The sequence below is a fragment of the Chromobacterium haemolyticum genome, from assembly GCF_009936155.1.
In the GTDB taxonomy this organism is placed as follows: domain Bacteria; phylum Pseudomonadota; class Gammaproteobacteria; order Burkholderiales; family Chromobacteriaceae; genus Chromobacterium; species Chromobacterium haemolyticum.
In genome coordinates this window covers 946,984-963,484 of the sequence record NZ_AP019312.1, presented here as the reverse complement: position 1 = coordinate 963,484, position 16,501 = coordinate 946,984, and the positions used below count along the sequence as shown (strand labels likewise).

The window sequence follows — 16,501 nt, the reverse complement described above, 5'->3', positions numbered from 1 at the left end:
GTGGCCGCGCATGCTGCGAAAATGGGATTTGCAACTCCGCCTGGATAGAGACGGCGGGCTGCCGGTGCATCTGCAAATCGCCCAGCAGATCAGCGCCGACATCCAACGCGGCCGGCTGCGGCCGGGCGCGCCGCTGCCGGGCAGCCGCGAGTTGGCCGCGCAGCTAGGCGTCAACCGCAAGACCGCGGTGCTGGCCTATGAGGAACTGGCGGCGCAAGGCTGGCTGCTGACCCAGGGCCGGCGCGGCACCTTCGTCGCGCCCAGCCTGCCGCTGCTGTCGCCGCGGTCCGCGCCGGCCGCCGCGCGGACGCCCGCAAGCGTCCCCGCGCACGACGACATCGACTTTGGCGACGGGGTGCCGGATTCACGGCTGATTCCCTTCGACGTGCTAGGCCGCGCCTACCGCCGCGCGCTGATCGCCACGGCCCGCGCCGGGCGGCTGGCCTACGGCGACCCGCGCGGCGAACTGCCCTTGCGCCAGGCCTTGGCGGAAATGCTGGACATGGAGCGCGGCCTCAACGCCGACGCCGAGCGCATCTGCGTGGTGCGCGGCAGCCAAATGGGCATTTATCTGGCCGGCCGCGCGCTGCTGCGGCCCGGCGACGCGGTGGGACTGGACGCGCTCAGCTATCCGCCGGCGCGCGAAGCCTTTCGCTCTCTGGGCGCGCAACCGCTGGACGTGGAGCAAGACGCCGCCGGCATGCGGCCGGACGCGCTGGAACGGCTATGCCGGACTCAAGCAGTCAAGGCCATCTACCTGACCCCGCACCACCAGTACCCAACCACTCTGATGATGCCGGCAGAACGCCGACTGCAACTGCTCGCCCTGTCGCGGCGCTACGGTTTCGCCATCATCGAAGACGACTACGACCACGAATTCCATTTCAGCCACAGCCCGGTGCTGCCCATGGCCAGCCTGGACGCCGCCGAACGCATCGTCTACGTGGGCTCCCTGTCCAAAGTGCTGGCGCCTGGCCTGCGCGTAGGCTACTTGGTGGCCGACCCCGCCCTCATCCAGCGTTTCGCCGCCGACATCATGCTGATAGACCGCCAGGGAAACGCCGTCACCGAGCTGGCGGTGACGGAATTGATGCATAGCGGCGAGCTGAAGCGTCATCTCCGCCGCGCGCTGCGCGTCTACCGCGCGCGCCGCCAGGCGCTGGCCGACGCGATAGACAGCCACCTGGCCGGCCTGGCCGAATACGAGCTACCGGAAGGCGGGCTGGCGCTGTGGCTGCGGCTGCCGTCCTGGGTGGACATGCCGCGGCTAAGCGCGGACGCGCGGAGCGCCGGCGTGCGTTTCCTGCCCGGCGGCGCCTTTGGCAGCGACGGCCGCGACATCCCCGCGCTGCGTCTGGGCTTTGGCGCGCTGGAACCGGCGCAACTGGAACAAGGCGTCGCTCGTCTGGCTCAGGCGCTGCGCCGGCAAATTCCAGCGGCGGGATTGCAGTCGTCATGACGAAGAACTAATCTGAGCCGATACCCCGCCTGAAAGATCCGCCATGAACCACGCCAATGGCCCTTACCGGCTCACGCTGGAACGCCTGATCGACGCCCCGCCGGAACTGGTTTACCGCGCCTGGACCGAAGCCCGACTGCTATGCCAATGGTTCACCCCGCGTCCGTGGACCGTGGCCTCGGCCGAACTGGACGTCCGGCCCGGCGGCTCCAGCCTCGTGGTAATGCGCAGCCCGGAAGGACAGGACTTCCCCAATCGCGGCGTCTATCTGGAAGTGAAGCCGGGACGCCGCCTGGTCTTCACCGACGCCTATACCGAAGCCTGGCTGCCGTCGGCCAAGCCCTTCATGACCGTGACCTTGGAATTCGAGCCCCTCGACGGCAAGACCCATTACCGCGCCGACGTTTTGCATTGGACCGAGGCCGACTTGCGTGAACACGAGGCGATGGGCTTCGCCAGCGGCTGGGGCCAGGCCACCGATCAATTGGAAGCCTTGCTGGCCGGACTGCGCGCAGAGCATTGAGCACGTATTCTTTTTTTATCAATCGCTTAGCTCCAATCGCTGTCGCCAGCCCCCTGTGGGGCCGCCGCGCGCCTTGCCAAAACAGACAAAAAACGCTACATTCGGGCGCTCTAGCCGAAAACGCGCGGGTGTAGCTCAATGGTAGAGCAGAAGCTTCCCAAGCTTACGACGAGGGTTCGATTCCCTTCACCCGCTCCAGTCCGATTCCCCAACCCGTAACCTAGATCAAACCGCTGGCATGGCCCATCCGAGCATCCACCCATGAAATTGAACTCCGGCCGGCTGTGGCTTCGCATCACTGTTTACAGCCTCACCGCCTTGGTCGCGGTCGTCGTGCTGGTGCAATCGCTGATCTATTGGCAGTTCGATGAAGCCCAAGTGCGCGGCACCCTGTCCCACGCCCTGCAAGATACCGGCCGCGTCATCAGCATCGAAGGCCGTGTCACCCCCGTATTGTTTCCCGCCCCCGGCATCCAGATTGAAAAGCTCTCCGTCTCCGAGCCGGGCCAGCAAACGCCCTTCGCCCGAGTGGAAGAACTACGCGTCGGCCTGGCCTGGTGGCCGCTGCTGTTCGGCAACCGCGAAGTCAGCTCAGTGGCGCTGTACGGCCCCAGCGCCAATATCAGCCGCGGCGAAGACGGCCGCCTATCCATCGCCGATCTGTTTCAACGCCATAGCCAGAGCAGCTTCTCCATCAAGCTGGACACGCTGAAAATACGCGAAGGCACTCTGGTGCTGTCCGACCAAATGACCCATACCGACAGCCGCGTCGCCAGCATCAGCCTGGACGCCGAGGATCTGCGAGGCGGTGCCAGCCTCAGCGCCGGCGCCATCCTGGAACAGGGCTCGCGCCCGGTGCGGCTGGCGGTCAACACCCCGTTGTCCATCCAGGACGATCAGGTCAGCCTGGAAGCGCTGGACGCGGTGGCGATGACCCAAGTGCCCGGCCTGGGCGAAAGCAAGCTCACCGTCAGCGGCCAGTACAAGCTCAACTTCGCCACCTTGCAAGCCACCGGCAGCAATGTGGCGCTCGCCTTCAGCAGCGAGCGGCCCAGCAGCGAAGTCCACCTGGCGCTGCCTCAAATCAACGCCAGTTTCGACGAGCTCACCATGCCCTCCGGCCAACTGAGCGCCAAGCTCAGTTACGCGCGCAGCCAGTACCAGCTGGAAGCCGCGCTGGAAAACCTCAAGCTCAACGAGGCAGGCCTGTACGCCGACAAGCTGCACGGCGACTTCAACTGGCAGGCCGGCTCCACCAAGGTCAACGTCAAACTCAACGCGCCGCTGTCGATGGCCGGCATGAACCAATTGCGAATGCAGCCGCTGGCGCTGACCTCCACCATCACCACTCCGCTGCTGCCGCGCGGCAAGCTGGTCTCCACCATGGACGGCGCTTTGGACGGCGACCTGGACGAACCGCGCTTCAATCTGCGCGTCGCCGGCAAGATGGACGGTTCCGACCTGGCGGTCACCGTCAGCCAGTACGGGCTGATCAAACCGCGCCATGAGGCAACAGTGTCCGTGGGCCGGCTGGACCTCAACCGCTACCTGCCGGAAAGCAAGGGCGACCCGGTGGCCATCTTCCAAAACACTGGCGACATCCCGCTGGACTGGCTGGACCTGTTCGACCTCACCGGCAAGGTGGCGATAGGCGAACTGGCGGTGGGGCGCTTCCGCATCAAGCAGATCAGCAGCAATGTGCGCATCAACCCGCGCGAACTGGAGCTGGACCAGATGTCGGCGGACATTTACGAAGGCCGCTTGCAGGGCGACGCCAGCCTCAGCCGCCGCGACGTGCCTCAGCTGAAGGTGAACCAGACCCTGCAAGGCATGAAGATCCGCCCGCTGCTGGTTGACTTGTTCAACTTCAGCCGCCTGGACGGCAAGGGTAACGGCAAGATAGATATCAACGCCGACGGCAAATCCTTCGCCCAGCTGCGCAACACTCTGAGCGGCAATGTGCAAATGAGCCTGAACAACGGCGCGCTGACAGGGATCGACTTGGTGGCCGCGCTGAAAAACCTGCCGGCCGAGCTGAAGGAATGGAACAGCGCCGCGCAGAACGACCAGAAAACCACCTTCTCCACACTGTCCAGCAGCTTCCGCCTGGACAAGGGCGTGGCGCGCAGCCAGGACCTGAAACTGGCTTCTCAGCTGATGAATGTGGGCGGCGGCGGCAAGATAGACCTGAAGCAGAGCATTGTCGACTACACCATGGACGTGCAGGCCAACCCGCTGGCCTTCGCCCGCCTCAAGGGCGTCAACGTGCCGTTGAAGATCACCGGCCCGCTGAACGCCCCGGTGTACGCGCTGGACTTCAACGCCATGGTCAAGGGCAAGAAAACCGAAGTGGAAAAACAGCAGGCGCTGAAGCAGCAGTTGCAAAAGCAGATCACCACCATCCTGCCTTAGAGCTTGTTCAAAGTCTGCTGCGCTTCGGCGGGATGGATAGATAAAGAGCGTTGAAACCCGCTTCGAAAGACTCATGTACCACACGTACATTCCGCTTTCTCAGCCGTTTTCACCTTGTCTCGCCCTAGCTCGCAAGATCCTAAACACGTTCTGAGAACCCGCATTAACACGAACGGCCCCCGCAGCGTGAGTCGCGGGGGCCGTTTCGGCTTTCTCTCGTCGGACCTTAGTCCCCCTGCAGAATCCGGTACTCGGCCAGCGCCAGCTGCTCCGGCGTGCCCAGCAACACCAGCGCGTCTCCCTGCTCCACCTCGAAACTGTCGTCGAAATCGGTGCGCCGCACCCGCTGACGGCGAATCGCCTTTAATTCCACGCCCAAATCCCACAGATGCAGATTAGCCAGCGGCTGGCCCACCGCCGCCGCCCCGGTGCAGACCTGAATGCTCTGCAGCCGCGGCACCAAAGCCTCGTCCATGCCCTCGCCCTCGTCGCTGACACCGCGGAAGAAACCGCGGAACAGGCCGTAGCGCTCCTCGCGCACCGCGCGGATGCGGCGCACCACCCGGCTCGGCGGCACGCCGACCACCAGCAGCGCCTGCGAGGCCAACATCAGGCTGCCCTCCATCACCTCGGCCACCACCTCGTCGGCGCCGGCGTGGCGCAGCTGATCCATATCGCTGTCGTCCACGGTGCGCACAATCACCGGCAGCCCCGGCCGCGCATGCTCCACCGAACTCAGAATGCGCAAGGCCGCGTGGGTGTCGGCAAACGTCACCACCACCGCCTTGGCGCGCATCAGGCCGGCAGCCACCAGCACCTCGTGCTTGCCGGCGTCGCCGAACACCACTGGATCGCCGGCTTCTCCGGCCTCGCGCACCCGCTCCGGATCCATGTCCAGCGCGAAGAACGGAATGTCCTCCGCCTCCAACAGCCGCGCCAGCGCCTGGCCGCTGCGACCGTAGCCACAGATCACCACATGGTCGTTCTTGGACATGCTCTCCACCAGCATATGGTGCAAGTCCAGCGCCTGGAACATCCAGTCCTGCTTGATCAGGCGGCGGGTGATCTTGTCGCCGTACAGGATCAGGAAAGGCGCAATCAGCATCGAGATCAGAATCGCGGCGATAGCCGCCTGGGCGGTGCCGGCCGGCACCAAATGCAGGTTCAAGGCCAGCGCCAACAGCACGAAGCCGAATTCGCCGCCTTGCGCCAGGGCCAGGGCCGCCCGCATGGACTCATTGGACTTGTGGCGGAAGCCGCGCGCCACGCCGAACACCACCGCCACCTTGATCGGCAGCAGCAGAGCCAACATCAGCAGCACTTCGCCGAAACGCTCGAACAACACCGTCAGCTCCAGCTTCATGCCGACTGTGACAAAGAAGAAACCCAACAGGATGTCTCGGAACGGCCGGATGTCCTCCTCCACCTGATAGCGGTATTCGGTTTCCGAAATCAACATGCCGGCCACGAAGGCGCCCAAGGCCAGCGACAGGCCGGACAGCTCGGTGAGCCAAGCCACGCCCAAGGTCACCAGCAACACATTGATCATGAACAGCTCGCCCGAGCGCTGCCGCGCCACCAGGTGGAACCACGGACGCAGCAGGCGCTGGCCGAAGAACAACAACAGGGCCAGCACCACCACCACCTTCAACGCCGCCAGGCCCAGATCCATCCATAAGGTATCGCTGCCGCCGGCGAAGGCCGGGAACAGGATCAGCAAAGGCACCACCGCGATATCTTGGAACAGCAGCACGCCAATGGCCAACTGGCCGTGAGCCTGGTTCAACTCCAGCCGCTCATTGAGCAGCTTGCTGACGATGGCGGTGGAAGACATCGCCAGCGCGCCGCCTACGGCGAAACCGGTCAGCGGGCTGCCACTGATCCAGCCCACCGCCAGGCCCACCAACAGCATGGTGACCGCCACCTGGCCAAAGCCGACGCCGAACACCAGTTGCCGCATCGCGCGCAGCTTGGGCAGGGAAAACTCCAGGCCGATGGAAAACATCATGAAGACAATGCCGATCTCGCCGAGAAAGGCGGTTTCCTCGCCTTGCGGAATCAAATTCATCACGCCGGGGCCGGCCAGGAAGCCCACCACCAGATAGCCAAGCATGGCCGGCACTTTCAGGCTGCGGCACAAAGTCACCGACAACACCGCGGCCAGCAAAACCAAGACGATAGGGGCAAGAGACGAATGCATCGCGCGGCGGAACTCCTGAGGCTGATGGGATGGAAGGCTGCAATTTTTAACACATGCCAAGCAAAAGATGCACCAGCCTGCGTTCAGCGATTATAACCTTTGATATACTTTCGAATTATGGAAAAAGTACAAGCTCCGTCCCGGCTCCAGTTGGCCCGGGAAGTCCTGCAGATAGAATCCGAAGCCATCACCGCGTTGTCGCGCAGCCTGAACGGCGACTTTCTCGCCGCCGTGGACCTGATCCTGTCCAGCCCCGGCCGTCTGGCGGTCACCGGCATGGGCAAGTCCGGCCACGTGGCGCGCAAGATCGCCGCCACCCTGGCCAGCACCGGCACGCCGGCCTTTTTCGTCCATCCGGGCGAGGCCGCCCACGGCGACCTGGGCATGATCACCGCTCAGGACATCGTGCTGGCTTTGTCCAACTCCGGCGAAAGCGACGAGATCATCGCGCTGCTGCCGGCCTTGAAGCGCAAGGGCGTGCGCTTGATCTGCATGACCGGACGCGAAAGCTCCACCATGGCGCAGGAGGCCGACATCCATCTGGACGCCCGTGTGGAAAAGGAAGCCTGTCCTCTGGGGCTGGCGCCCACCACCAGCACCACAGTGCAAATGGCGTTGGGCGACGCGCTGGCGGTCACGCTGATGGACGCGCGCGGCTTTGGTCAGGGCGATTTCGCGCTATCGCATCCGGGCGGCAGCCTGGGCCGCAAGCTGCTGGTTCACGTTTCCGACATCATGCACAGCGGCGACGAATTGCCGCGGGTGGCGCCGGGCACGCCGCTGAAGGACGCCTTGCTGGAATTGTCGCGCAAGCGGCTGGGCATGCTGGCCGTCTGCTCCGCAGACAACGCCCTGCTGGGCGTCTACACCGACGGTGACCTGCGCCGCACCCTGGAACGCTCCGCCAATCTATACGATCTGACCATAGATCAGGTGATGAGCCCCTCGCCGCGCACCATAGGCCCGAAAAAACTGGCAACCGAGGCGGTGTTCCTGATGGAACAGAACAAGATCACCAGCCTGCTGGTCGTAGACGAAGACAACAAGCTGATCGGCGCGCTGCACCTGCACGATCTATTCAAGGCCGGCGTGATCTGAATCGCCGGTATTAGCAAGGACAAGCATGCAAAGCATTTTCGAGCAGGCCCGCAAGGTCAAGCTGCTGATCATGGATGTGGACGGCGTGATGACCGACGGCCGCATCTACTACAACGCCCACGGCGAAGAAAGCAAATCCTTCAACGTACAAGACGGCCTGGGCCTGCGCCTGCTGCAATCCACTGGCGTCCAGTTGGCCATCATCTCAGGCCGCGCCGACCGCTGCGTCGAACATCGCGCCCGCGCGCTGCACATCGATCATTACTACGGCGGCGTGCACGACAAGAAGCTGGCGCTGGGCGAACTGCTGGAACTCACCGGCCTGACGGCCGAGGAATGCGCCTTCATCGGCGATGACCTGATCGACCTACCCATCATCACCCGCGTCGGCCTGGCCGTCGCGGTGCCGGAAGCGCCGGCCCTGGTGCGTCAGCGCGCGCACTACGTCACCGGCTGCTCCGGCGGCAAAGGCGCGGTGCGCGAACTGGCGGAACTGATCATGCAGGCTCAGGGCTCCTTCGATCCGATCCTGGCAAGGTATCTGGCATGATCCGCCTGCTGCGCTCCCACCGCCTGTTCCCGCTGCTGCTAGTGGGCCTGACCGGCCTCTTGACCGTGTGGCTGGACCAAGTCTCGCGCTGGGACAGCAACCGACGCGAACTGGACCCGGACAAGCCCGAATACGTGGCCGAACACCTGACCGCCACCCGCTTCGACGCGCAAGGCAAGCTCAATGAACGGCTGATCGCCACCCGTATGTGGCAGTACCCGGGCAAGGACGACGCCTTCTTCGAGAACCCCGAGCTTTACCAGTACCAGCAAGGCGCGCTGCAATACCAGTTGATCGGCGACGTCGGCCGTTACAACAACAAGACCCAGCAAGCCTATTTCGACAAGAAGGCGACCATGATCCAGCCCGCCGCCGCGGACAAGCCGGAAACCAAGGTCGTCACCAGCGCCATGCACGTCGACACCGCCAAGAAAATCGCCCGCTCCGCCGCGCCCACCGTGTTCTATCACGGTAAATCGCACGGCAACTCCGTGGGCTTCGTCTATCAGCAACAGACAGGTTTGTTGAACCTGCTGTCTCACACCAAGATCATTTATGAAAAATAAGCTCCGTCTCCTGCTGGCCGGCCTGGCGCTGGCCGCCGCTTCCGTCGCCCACGCCGAACAGGCCGACCGCACCAAGCCGATGGAAATCACGAGCGACAACGGTTGCACCATGGACCAGATCAAAGGCGTGTCCACCTGCGAAGGCAATGTGGTGGTGATTCAGGGCACGCTGCGCCTGAACGCCGACAAAGTCGTCGCCACTCAGGACAAGCAAGGCCAACAGACCCTGGTGGCCACCGGCCGCATCGTCACCTTCCGCCAAAAAATGGACGGCAAAAACGAATGGGTGGAGGGCCAGTCCAGCCGCCTGGACTATAGCAGCGCCGCCAACCTCGCGGTGCTGACCGGCAACGCCCGGGTCAAGCGCGAAGGCGATCTGGTGGTGGGCAATGTGATCACCTACAACACCCAGAACGAAACCTACCAAGTGACCGGCGGCACCGCCACCGGCCCCAACAAGGGCCGCGTCACCGTGATCCTGCAGCCGAAAAACACCGCCTCGCAGCCGGCGGCGGCCAAACCCGCCAGCGGAGCCAGCAAATGACGCAAAGCGTGCTCAAGGTTGAGCGCCTGCGCAAGCGCTTCAAAAAACGCACCGTGGTCAAGGACGTGGCGCTGGAAATCGCCAGCGGCGAAGTGGTGGGCCTGCTCGGCCCCAACGGCGCCGGCAAGACCACCAGCTTCTACATGATCGTCGGCCTGATCGGCGCCGACGACGGTGAAATCCGCCTGGACGATCAGGTGATCACCCACTACCCCATCCACCAGCGCGCGCGCCTGGGCCTGGGCTACTTGCCGCAGGAAGCCTCCATTTTCCGCCGCATGACGGTGGAAGAGAACATCAGCGCCATCCTGGAAGTGTCCGGCCTCAAGGGCAAGGAACTGGAAAAAGAGCTGGACCTGCTGCTGGACGACCTCAACATCGGCCACCTGCGCGACAGCAGCGCCTTGTCGCTGTCCGGCGGCGAACGCCGCCGCGTCGAGATCGCTCGCGTGCTGGCCACCCGGCCGCGCTTCATCCTGCTGGACGAACCCTTCGCCGGCGTCGACCCGATCGCGGTGATCGACATCCAGAAAATCATCTCCTTCCTGAAGGAACGCGGCATCGGCGTGCTGATCACCGACCATAATGTCCGCGAAACCTTGCGCATCTGCGACCGCGCCTACATCATCAGCGAAGGCTCGGTGCTCGCCTCCGGCGAACCGGAAGAACTGGTCAACAACGAGAAGGTGCGCGAAGTCTACCTTGGCGAACACTTCCACCTGTAAGCGATGAAACAGACCCTTCAGCTCAAGGTATCGCAGCAGCTGACCCTGACGCCGCAGCTGCAGCAGTCGATCAAGCTGCTGCAGATGTCCACTCTCGACCTGCAGACCGAAGTCGAGCGCTTCTTGCTGGATAATCCCTTGCTTGAGCGCGGCGACGAAGCGCCGCAGGGCGAAGCGGCTGACACCACCGCCGGCCAGGAACAGGACGGCGCCGCGGAAACCCGCGACGAGGCCTCCGGCGACGACGGCGAGCGCGGCGCCGAGGCCGGCGAACTGAGCGACTGGGGCAGCGGTGGCCGCCGCGGCGACGGCGACGACGAACTGGACCCGATGCTGAACGTACCCTGTCCGGTCAGCCTGCGCGAGCACCTGCTGGCGCAACTGGGCGAAGTGGCGCTGCCCACGCGCGACCAGGCCATCGTTCAGTTGCTGATCGAAGAGCTGGACGACGACGGCTACCTGGGTCAAACGCTGGAAGACATCGCCAGCCACCTGCCGCTGGAACTGGAAATCGAAGCCGACGAACTGATGATAGGCCTGCGCCTACTGCAACAGTTCGACCCGCCCGGCGTCGGCGCGCGCTCGCTACCGGAAGCGCTGGCGCTGCAATTGCAGCGGCTGGATCCGGACGAGCCCCAGCGCGAGCTGGCGCTGGCCATCGTCCGCGACCACCTGACCTTGCTGGGCAACCGAGACTACACCCGGCTGAAAAAGCAGCTGAGCGTGGACGACGCCGCGCTGCGCGCCGCCCAGGCGCTGATTGCCCGCCTCAACCCCCGCCCCACCGCCGGTTTCGGCGCCAGCGACACCCAATACGTGATCCCCGACGTCTCGGTCAGAAAGCGCAAGGGCCGCTGGGTGGCCGCCCTGAACGGCGGCGCCGTGCCCAGGCTGCGCGTCAACCAGATGTACGCGCGGCTGCTGGCGGAAAACCGCGGCGGCAACGGCGAAATGTCCTCACGTCTGCAAGAGGCGAAATGGCTGGTGAAGAACATCCAGCAGCGATTTGACACTATCCTGAAAGTGGCGGAAGCTATCGTTGAACGGCAGCAATCGTTCTTTGAACACGGCGAAGTGGCCATGCGCCCGCTGATCCTGCGCGACATCGCGGACGAGCTGGGTTTGCATGAATCCACGGTTTCCAGAGTGACCACCCAGAAATACCTGCTCTGCCCGCGCGGCCTGTTCGAGCTCAAGTATTTCTTCGGCAGCGCGCTGGAAACCGACAGCGGCGGCGAGTGCTCCGCTACCGCGATCAAGGCGCATATCCGCAGCCTGATAGACGCCGAATCGCCGAGCAAACCGCTGTCCGACAGCGCTCTGGTCGAAGCGCTGTCCAAACAGGGAATACAAGTTGCCAGACGCACGATAGCCAAGTATCGTGAAGCCATGCAGATACCGCCGGTCAACCAACGCAAGACGTTGTGAGCCAGGCGGCGGAATACAGCGATCCGGCCGACCCGACCGGACTGTCAACACCAGAAGGAGCTAGGGTATGAACCTCAAAGTAACTGGACTGCATCTGGAAGTAACTCCCGCCCTGCGCGAATACGTTGAAACCAAAATGGAGCGCGTTACTCGACATGTCGACCATGTGATCGACATTTCCGTTACTCTGTCTGTTGATAAACTGGTGCAAAAGGCTGAAGTCAACGTGCATCTGTCCGGCAAGGACATTCACGTGGAAGCCACCGAATCCGATATGTACGCCGCCATTGATCTGTTGATCGACAAGCTGGACCGCCAAGTGCTGAAACACAAGGAAAAGCAGTCTGAACACCGTGCTCCGGCGCCTGAAGCCAGCCTGTAATCCCTTGAATTGGAAGGCGGGAGCCTGCGGGTTCCCGCTTTTCTTTGCACTTGCCCGTTTTCAGTACTATCAAGGCAACGTAGAATTGCCGGGTTTTTCTCAGCCGCATGCATAATCCAATATGAACCTCATCGGCAAAATCCTGACCCCCGAACACGTGTTGCTGGATCTCGATGTCGCCAGCAAGAAGCGTGTGTTCGAGCAGGTCGGCCTCTTGGTTGAAAATACCCGGGGCATCGCGCGCAGCGAAATCTTCGATTGCCTGTTTGCCCGCGAAAAACTCGGCTCCACCGGCCTTGGCCAGGGAGTGGCGATTCCCCATGGCCGCGCGCGCGGCCTGAAGGAAGCAATGGGCGTGTTCATCCGCCTGAAAGCGCCTATTCCGTTCGACGCCCCCGACGGCAAACCGGTGCAGTGCCTGTTTGTGCTCTTGGTGCCGGAACAGGCCACGGACCTGCACTTGCAAGTGCTGTCCGAGCTGGCGCAATTGTTCTCCAGCCGCCAGATGCGCGAGCAGATGCTGGGCATCTCCATTCGCGACGAGCTTTACCAGCTGCTCAACAATTGGGTGCCCAATGCCTAGCATCAGTGTCCGCCGGCTGTACCAGGAAAACCAGCAGAAGCTCAACCTCACCTGGGTTGCAGGAACCGGCGGCGCCGACAATATGATAGGCAACGACGAACAGCGCCCGACTCAGGCGCTGGTCGGCCACCTCAACTTCATCCACCCCAACCGGGTCCAGGTGCTGGGCCTCGCCGAGGTGGACTATCTGAACCGGCTGGAGCAGTCCGCCGCCAAGACCGCGCTTGATCAGCTGTTCCACAAGAGCATGTCGGTGGTGATGGTGGCCAACGACCAGCCCGTGCCCAAGCTGCTGCGCGACTACTGCCACACCCACAACGTCCCGTTGATGACCACCAAGCTGGAAAGCCCCTACCTGATGGATGTGCTGCGCATCTATCTGGCGCGGGCGCTGGCGGTGTCCACCGTGCTGCACGGCGTCTTCCTCGACGTGTTCGAGATCGGCGTGCTGATCATGGGCGATTCGGCGATGGGCAAGAGCGAGCTGGCGCTGGAACTGATTTCCCGCGGCCACGGCATGGTGGCAGACGACGCGGTGGAGTTGTACCGCATCGGTCCGGACACGCTGGAAGGCCGATGCCCTCCCCTGCTGCGCGACTTCCTGGAAGTGCGCGGCCTTGGCATCCTCAATATCCGCACCATCTTCGGCGAAACCGCGGTGCGGCCCAAGAAGGTGCTGCGGCTGATCATTCATCTGGTCAAGGCCAATGATCAGGCGATGCAGGCGTTGGACCGCCTCAACATCCAGTCGGAAACCCAGGACATCATCGGCGTCACCATCCGCAAGGTCGTGCTGCCGGTGGCCGCCGGCCGCAACTTGGCGGTGCTGGTGGAGGCCGCGGTGCGCAACTACATTCTGCAGCTGCGCGGCATCGACAGCACGCGCGAGTTCATCGAACGCCACACCAACTTCCTCAGAGACCAGGAAAATGCGCCTGATATTGATTAGCGGCCTGTCCGGTTCCGGCAAGTCGGTGGCGCTGCGCGCCCTGGAAGACGCCGGCTTCTACTGCGTGGATAATCTGCCGGCCACCATGCTGCACGAGGCGATGTCGCTGTACGCCGACTACGGCTACGAGCAGATCGCCATCAGCGTGGACACCCGCTCCGGCCCGTCGCTGGGCGCCTTGCCGGCGGAAATGGAAAAACTGCGGGCCCAGCAGGTGGACGTGCGCCTGCTATTCCTGGAAGCCACGCCCGCCACCCTGGTCAAGCGCTTCTCCGAAACCCGTCGCCGCCATCCGCTGTCCGGCGCCGACGTCACGGTGGAGGAAAGCATTCTGCTGGAACAGGACATGCTGGCCGAGATCATGGAGTTGGGCACCCGCATCGACACCAGCGAGCTATCCGCCAACGCGCTGCGCAGCTGGGTGCGTGAACTGGTGGACGCCGACAGCAGCCGGTTGACGCTGATCTTTGAATCCTTCGGCTTCAAACACGGCCTGCCGCGGGACGCCGACTTCGTTTTCGACGTACGCTGCCTGCCCAACCCCTATTACGACCCGCAGCTGCGCCCCTTCACCGGCCGCGACCAGCCCATCATCGACTTCTTCCAGCAAACGCCGGAAGTGCAACAGATGGTGGGCGACATCCAGCAGCTGGTCAGCAAATGGCTGCCCTGTTTCAGCATGGAAAACCGTAGTTATCTGACCGTCGCCGTTGGCTGTACCGGCGGCCAGCACCGCTCGGTCTACATCACGGAACAACTTGCCCGCCTGTTCGCCGCCGAACAGGTGTTGGTGCGCCATCGCCAGCTCTACCGCCAGAACTGAACGCGTTCGGGCCGCCCGCCTAAAGGAGACATTCATGCGCCCGATCAAAACCGTCACCGTCGCCCTGACCGGCGCTTCCGGCCTGCCCTACGGCTTGCGGCTGATCGATTGCCTGATCGCCGCCGGCATCCGCGTCTGGGTGCTGTATTCGCAAGCCGCCCAGGTAGTGGCCAAACAGGAAATGGACCTGACCCTGCCGTCGCGCTCGGCAGAAGCCCAACAGTGGCTGATGCAACGCAGCGGCGCCCTTGACGGCCAGCTGGCGGTGTTCGGCCGCGAAGAATGGTTCGCGCCGGTGGCGTCCGGCTCCAACCCAGCCGACGCCATGGTGGTCTGCCCGTGCTCGATGGGCACGCTGGCCGCCATCGCCCAGGGCAGCAGCGACAACCTGATCGAGCGCGCCGCCGACGTCAGCATCAAGGAACAGCGCAAACTGGTGCTGGTGCCCCGCGAAGCCCCGTTCTCCGCCATTCATCTGGAAAACATGCTCAAGTTGGCCCGTCTTGGCGTTGTCATCCTGCCGCCGTCTCCGGGGTTCTATACTCATCCCAAGACCGTGGACGACATGATCGACTTCGTGGTGGCGCGAATTCTGGATCAGCTCCGCATAGACAATCAATTGACGCCGCGCTGGGGCGAGCCCGCCTCGGACAACCCCGCGGCGCCCTAACCAGCCGCCGCGCCGCTTGCGGCCCGGCCAACGAGGAGCATCGGGATGCCGACACAAGACCAAAGCATTCTCAGCCTGGACGCCTTGCGCCAATTGGAGCGCCAAGCCACCGACGCCGGCTACAACCTGATGCAGCGCGCGGCGATGGCTACCGCCGACTGGGTCAGCCACCACCTGCCCAGCACCTCCCGACTGCTGATCTGCGCCGGTCCCGGCAATAACGGCGGCGACGCCTTGTACGCGGCGCTGGAACTGATGCGCCGCCGCTTCCGCGTCGATGTGCTGGTGCCCACCCAGCCCACCAGCCCCGCCACCTCGGAAGCGTTGCATGAGCTGGAACAAGCGCAAGGCCATGTGATGTTCGACCTGCCGCGCGACTACCGCGCGCCGCATCTGGTCATCGATGGTCTGTTTGGCGTGGGCCTGAGCCGGGACTTCGACCTAGAATGGACCACCCTGATCGACCGCATCAACCAACTGGGCAGCCCCATCCTGGCGCTGGACTGTCCCAGCGGTCTGGACGCCTATACCGGCGTGCCCGCCAACACCGCGATCCAGGCCAGCCACACCCTGACCTTCCTATGCCAGAAACCCGGCCTGTTCAGCGCCTCGGGCGCCGACCTGGCCGGCAACGTGGAGCTGGACCTGCTGGACTGCCCGCCTAGGCTGATTCCCGCGGCGGACGGCAGCATTAACCAGCCGGACGTCCGCGCGCTGCTGCGGCCGCGCAACAGTCACAAGGGCCTGTTCGGCACCGTCTGCGTGATTGGCGGCGCGCCGGGCATGCTGGGCGCGGCGCTGCTGGCCGGACGCAGCGCGCTGGCTTGCGGCGCCGGCAAGGTCCATGTCTGCCCGCTGGACGACCGGCTGCCGGTGGATCCGGTGGTGCCGGAACTGATGATCTCCGCGCTGGACGAAGTCGCCGATCTGCCCGACGCGGACGTGCTCGCCGTCGGCCCCGGCCTCGGCCTGCAAGAGCTGGCCAGCCGCCTGCTGGACCAAGTCATCCAGCAGCCGCAGGCGCTGGTGCTGGACGCCGACGCGCTCAACCTGCTGGCCAACGACCACGCCGCCGCCGCGCTGATCGCCAAACGCCAGGCCGGGACCATCCTGACCCCTCACCCGGCGGAAGCCGCGCGCCTGCTGGGACAAAGCACCGAAACGGTGCAAAAGGACCGCCTGCTGGCCGCGCGCCGGCTGGCCAACCACTTCAACTGCGTGGTCGTGCTCAAGGGCGCCGGCAGCCTGATCGTCGGCCCGGACGGCTTTTACCACTTGAACACCAGCGGCGGCCCGGCGCTGGCGGTGGCAGGCCAGGGCGATGTCCTGACCGGCATCATCGCCGCGCTGCTGGCCCAACGCATGGAGCCTTTCGAAGCCGCCAGCCTGGCGGTGCACATCCACGGCCTGGCCGGCGATGATTTTGAAATGGAAACCGGCGGCCCCATCGGCCTGTCCGCTTCCGACACCGCCTGGCGCGCCAGCCTGATGCTGAACCGGCTGATCCAGGAACGGGCGCAGGAACAGGCAAGCTGAAACCCAGGCGAGCTCCCCGGTGAAAATCCATTTGCATTAGAATGAGTCATCGG

At 64.1% G+C, this 16,501-nt stretch carries 16 protein-coding genes and 1 tRNA gene; 16 read left to right on the top strand and 1 reads right to left on the bottom strand.

All coding sequences use genetic code 11. The features are described 5' to 3' along the window. The first annotated feature begins 10 nt into the window (after positions 1-10). From pdxR to GYH29_RS04320, 4 genes are all read left to right on the top strand, one after another. Complete coding sequence (pdxR, locus tag GYH29_RS04335; protein ID WP_081574650.1) at positions 11-1,459, top strand: MocR-like pyridoxine biosynthesis transcription factor PdxR; 1,449 nt, start codon at positions 11-13, stop codon at positions 1,457-1,459. A gap of 43 nt (positions 1,460-1,502) precedes the next feature. Further along, a complete protein-coding gene (locus tag GYH29_RS04330; RefSeq protein WP_019104250.1) occupies positions 1,503-1,982 on the top strand; it encodes an SRPBCC family protein in 480 nt (159 codons plus the stop codon). A 124-nt stretch (positions 1,983-2,106) separates the two neighbouring features. Beyond that, positions 2,107-2,180: transfer RNA gene (locus GYH29_RS04325), tRNA-Gly, on the top strand. Between the two features lie 63 nt (positions 2,181-2,243). Further along, positions 2,244-4,394 carry an AsmA family protein gene (locus GYH29_RS04320; RefSeq protein ID WP_161523221.1) on the top strand — a complete coding sequence of 717 codons (2,151 nt, stop codon included), beginning with the start codon at positions 2,244-2,246 and terminating at the stop codon, positions 4,392-4,394. A gap of 226 nt (positions 4,395-4,620) precedes the next feature. Here GYH29_RS04320 and GYH29_RS04315 read toward each other — a convergent pair whose 3' ends face one another. Beyond that, positions 4,621-6,594, bottom strand: coding sequence for a cation:proton antiporter domain-containing protein (locus GYH29_RS04315; RefSeq protein ID WP_161523220.1), 1,974 nt, complete (start codon positions 6,592-6,594; stop codon positions 4,621-4,623). Between the two features lie 117 nt (positions 6,595-6,711). Between GYH29_RS04315 and GYH29_RS04310 the strand changes: the two genes are divergently transcribed. From GYH29_RS04310 to GYH29_RS04255, 12 genes are all read left to right on the top strand, one after another. Further along, entirely contained in the window at positions 6,712-7,692 is a 981-nt protein-coding gene (locus GYH29_RS04310) for a KpsF/GutQ family sugar-phosphate isomerase (protein ID WP_039756662.1), read from the top strand. A 25-nt stretch (positions 7,693-7,717) separates the two neighbouring features. Further along, positions 7,718-8,242, top strand: a complete 525-nt coding sequence (locus GYH29_RS04305) for a KdsC family phosphatase (RefSeq protein WP_019104254.1) — start codon at positions 7,718-7,720, stop codon at positions 8,240-8,242. Continuing rightward, complete coding sequence (gene lptC, locus GYH29_RS04300; protein WP_019104255.1) at positions 8,239-8,808, top strand: LPS export ABC transporter periplasmic protein LptC; 570 nt, start codon at positions 8,239-8,241, stop codon at positions 8,806-8,808. The genes GYH29_RS04305 and lptC overlap by 4 nt, the downstream gene beginning before the upstream one ends. Beyond that, positions 8,798-9,352: a lipopolysaccharide transport periplasmic protein LptA gene (gene lptA, locus GYH29_RS04295; RefSeq protein WP_043591966.1), complete on the top strand. Its 555-nt coding sequence runs from the start codon at positions 8,798-8,800 to the stop codon at positions 9,350-9,352. The genes lptC and lptA overlap by 11 nt, the downstream gene beginning before the upstream one ends. Further along, complete coding sequence (gene lptB, locus GYH29_RS04290; RefSeq protein ID WP_019104257.1) at positions 9,349-10,077, top strand: LPS export ABC transporter ATP-binding protein; 729 nt, start codon at positions 9,349-9,351, stop codon at positions 10,075-10,077. Before lptA ends, lptB begins: the two co-directional genes overlap by 4 nt. A 3-nt stretch (positions 10,078-10,080) precedes the next feature. Further along, on the top strand, positions 10,081-11,505 hold the full coding sequence (locus tag GYH29_RS04285; protein ID WP_019104258.1) for an RNA polymerase factor sigma-54: 1,425 nt from the start codon (positions 10,081-10,083) through the stop codon (positions 11,503-11,505). A gap of 67 nt (positions 11,506-11,572) precedes the next feature. Beyond that, positions 11,573-11,887: a ribosome hibernation-promoting factor, HPF/YfiA family gene (gene hpf, locus GYH29_RS04280; RefSeq protein ID WP_019104259.1), complete on the top strand. Its 315-nt coding sequence runs from the start codon at positions 11,573-11,575 to the stop codon at positions 11,885-11,887. A 121-nt stretch (positions 11,888-12,008) separates the two neighbouring features. After that, on the top strand, positions 12,009-12,470 hold the full coding sequence (gene ptsN, locus GYH29_RS04275) for a PTS IIA-like nitrogen regulatory protein PtsN (protein ID WP_019104260.1): 462 nt from the start codon (positions 12,009-12,011) through the stop codon (positions 12,468-12,470). Further along, positions 12,463-13,419, top strand: coding sequence for an HPr(Ser) kinase/phosphatase (gene hprK / locus GYH29_RS04270; protein WP_019104261.1), 957 nt, complete (start codon positions 12,463-12,465; stop codon positions 13,417-13,419). Before ptsN ends, hprK begins: the two co-directional genes overlap by 8 nt. Beyond that, positions 13,400-14,242 (top strand): RNase adapter RapZ, encoded by an 843-nt coding sequence (gene rapZ / locus GYH29_RS04265; protein WP_019104262.1) that lies wholly within the window; start codon positions 13,400-13,402, stop codon positions 14,240-14,242. Before hprK ends, rapZ begins: the two co-directional genes overlap by 20 nt. Positions 14,243-14,276: 34 nt before the next feature. Next, on the top strand, positions 14,277-14,912 hold the full coding sequence (locus GYH29_RS04260; RefSeq protein WP_019104263.1) for a flavin prenyltransferase UbiX: 636 nt from the start codon (positions 14,277-14,279) through the stop codon (positions 14,910-14,912). Positions 14,913-14,957: 45 nt separating this feature from the next. Next, a complete protein-coding gene (locus tag GYH29_RS04255) occupies positions 14,958-16,448 on the top strand; it encodes a bifunctional ADP-dependent NAD(P)H-hydrate dehydratase/NAD(P)H-hydrate epimerase (RefSeq protein ID WP_019104264.1) in 1,491 nt (496 codons plus the stop codon). The last annotated feature ends 53 nt before the right edge of the window (positions 16,449-16,501 follow it).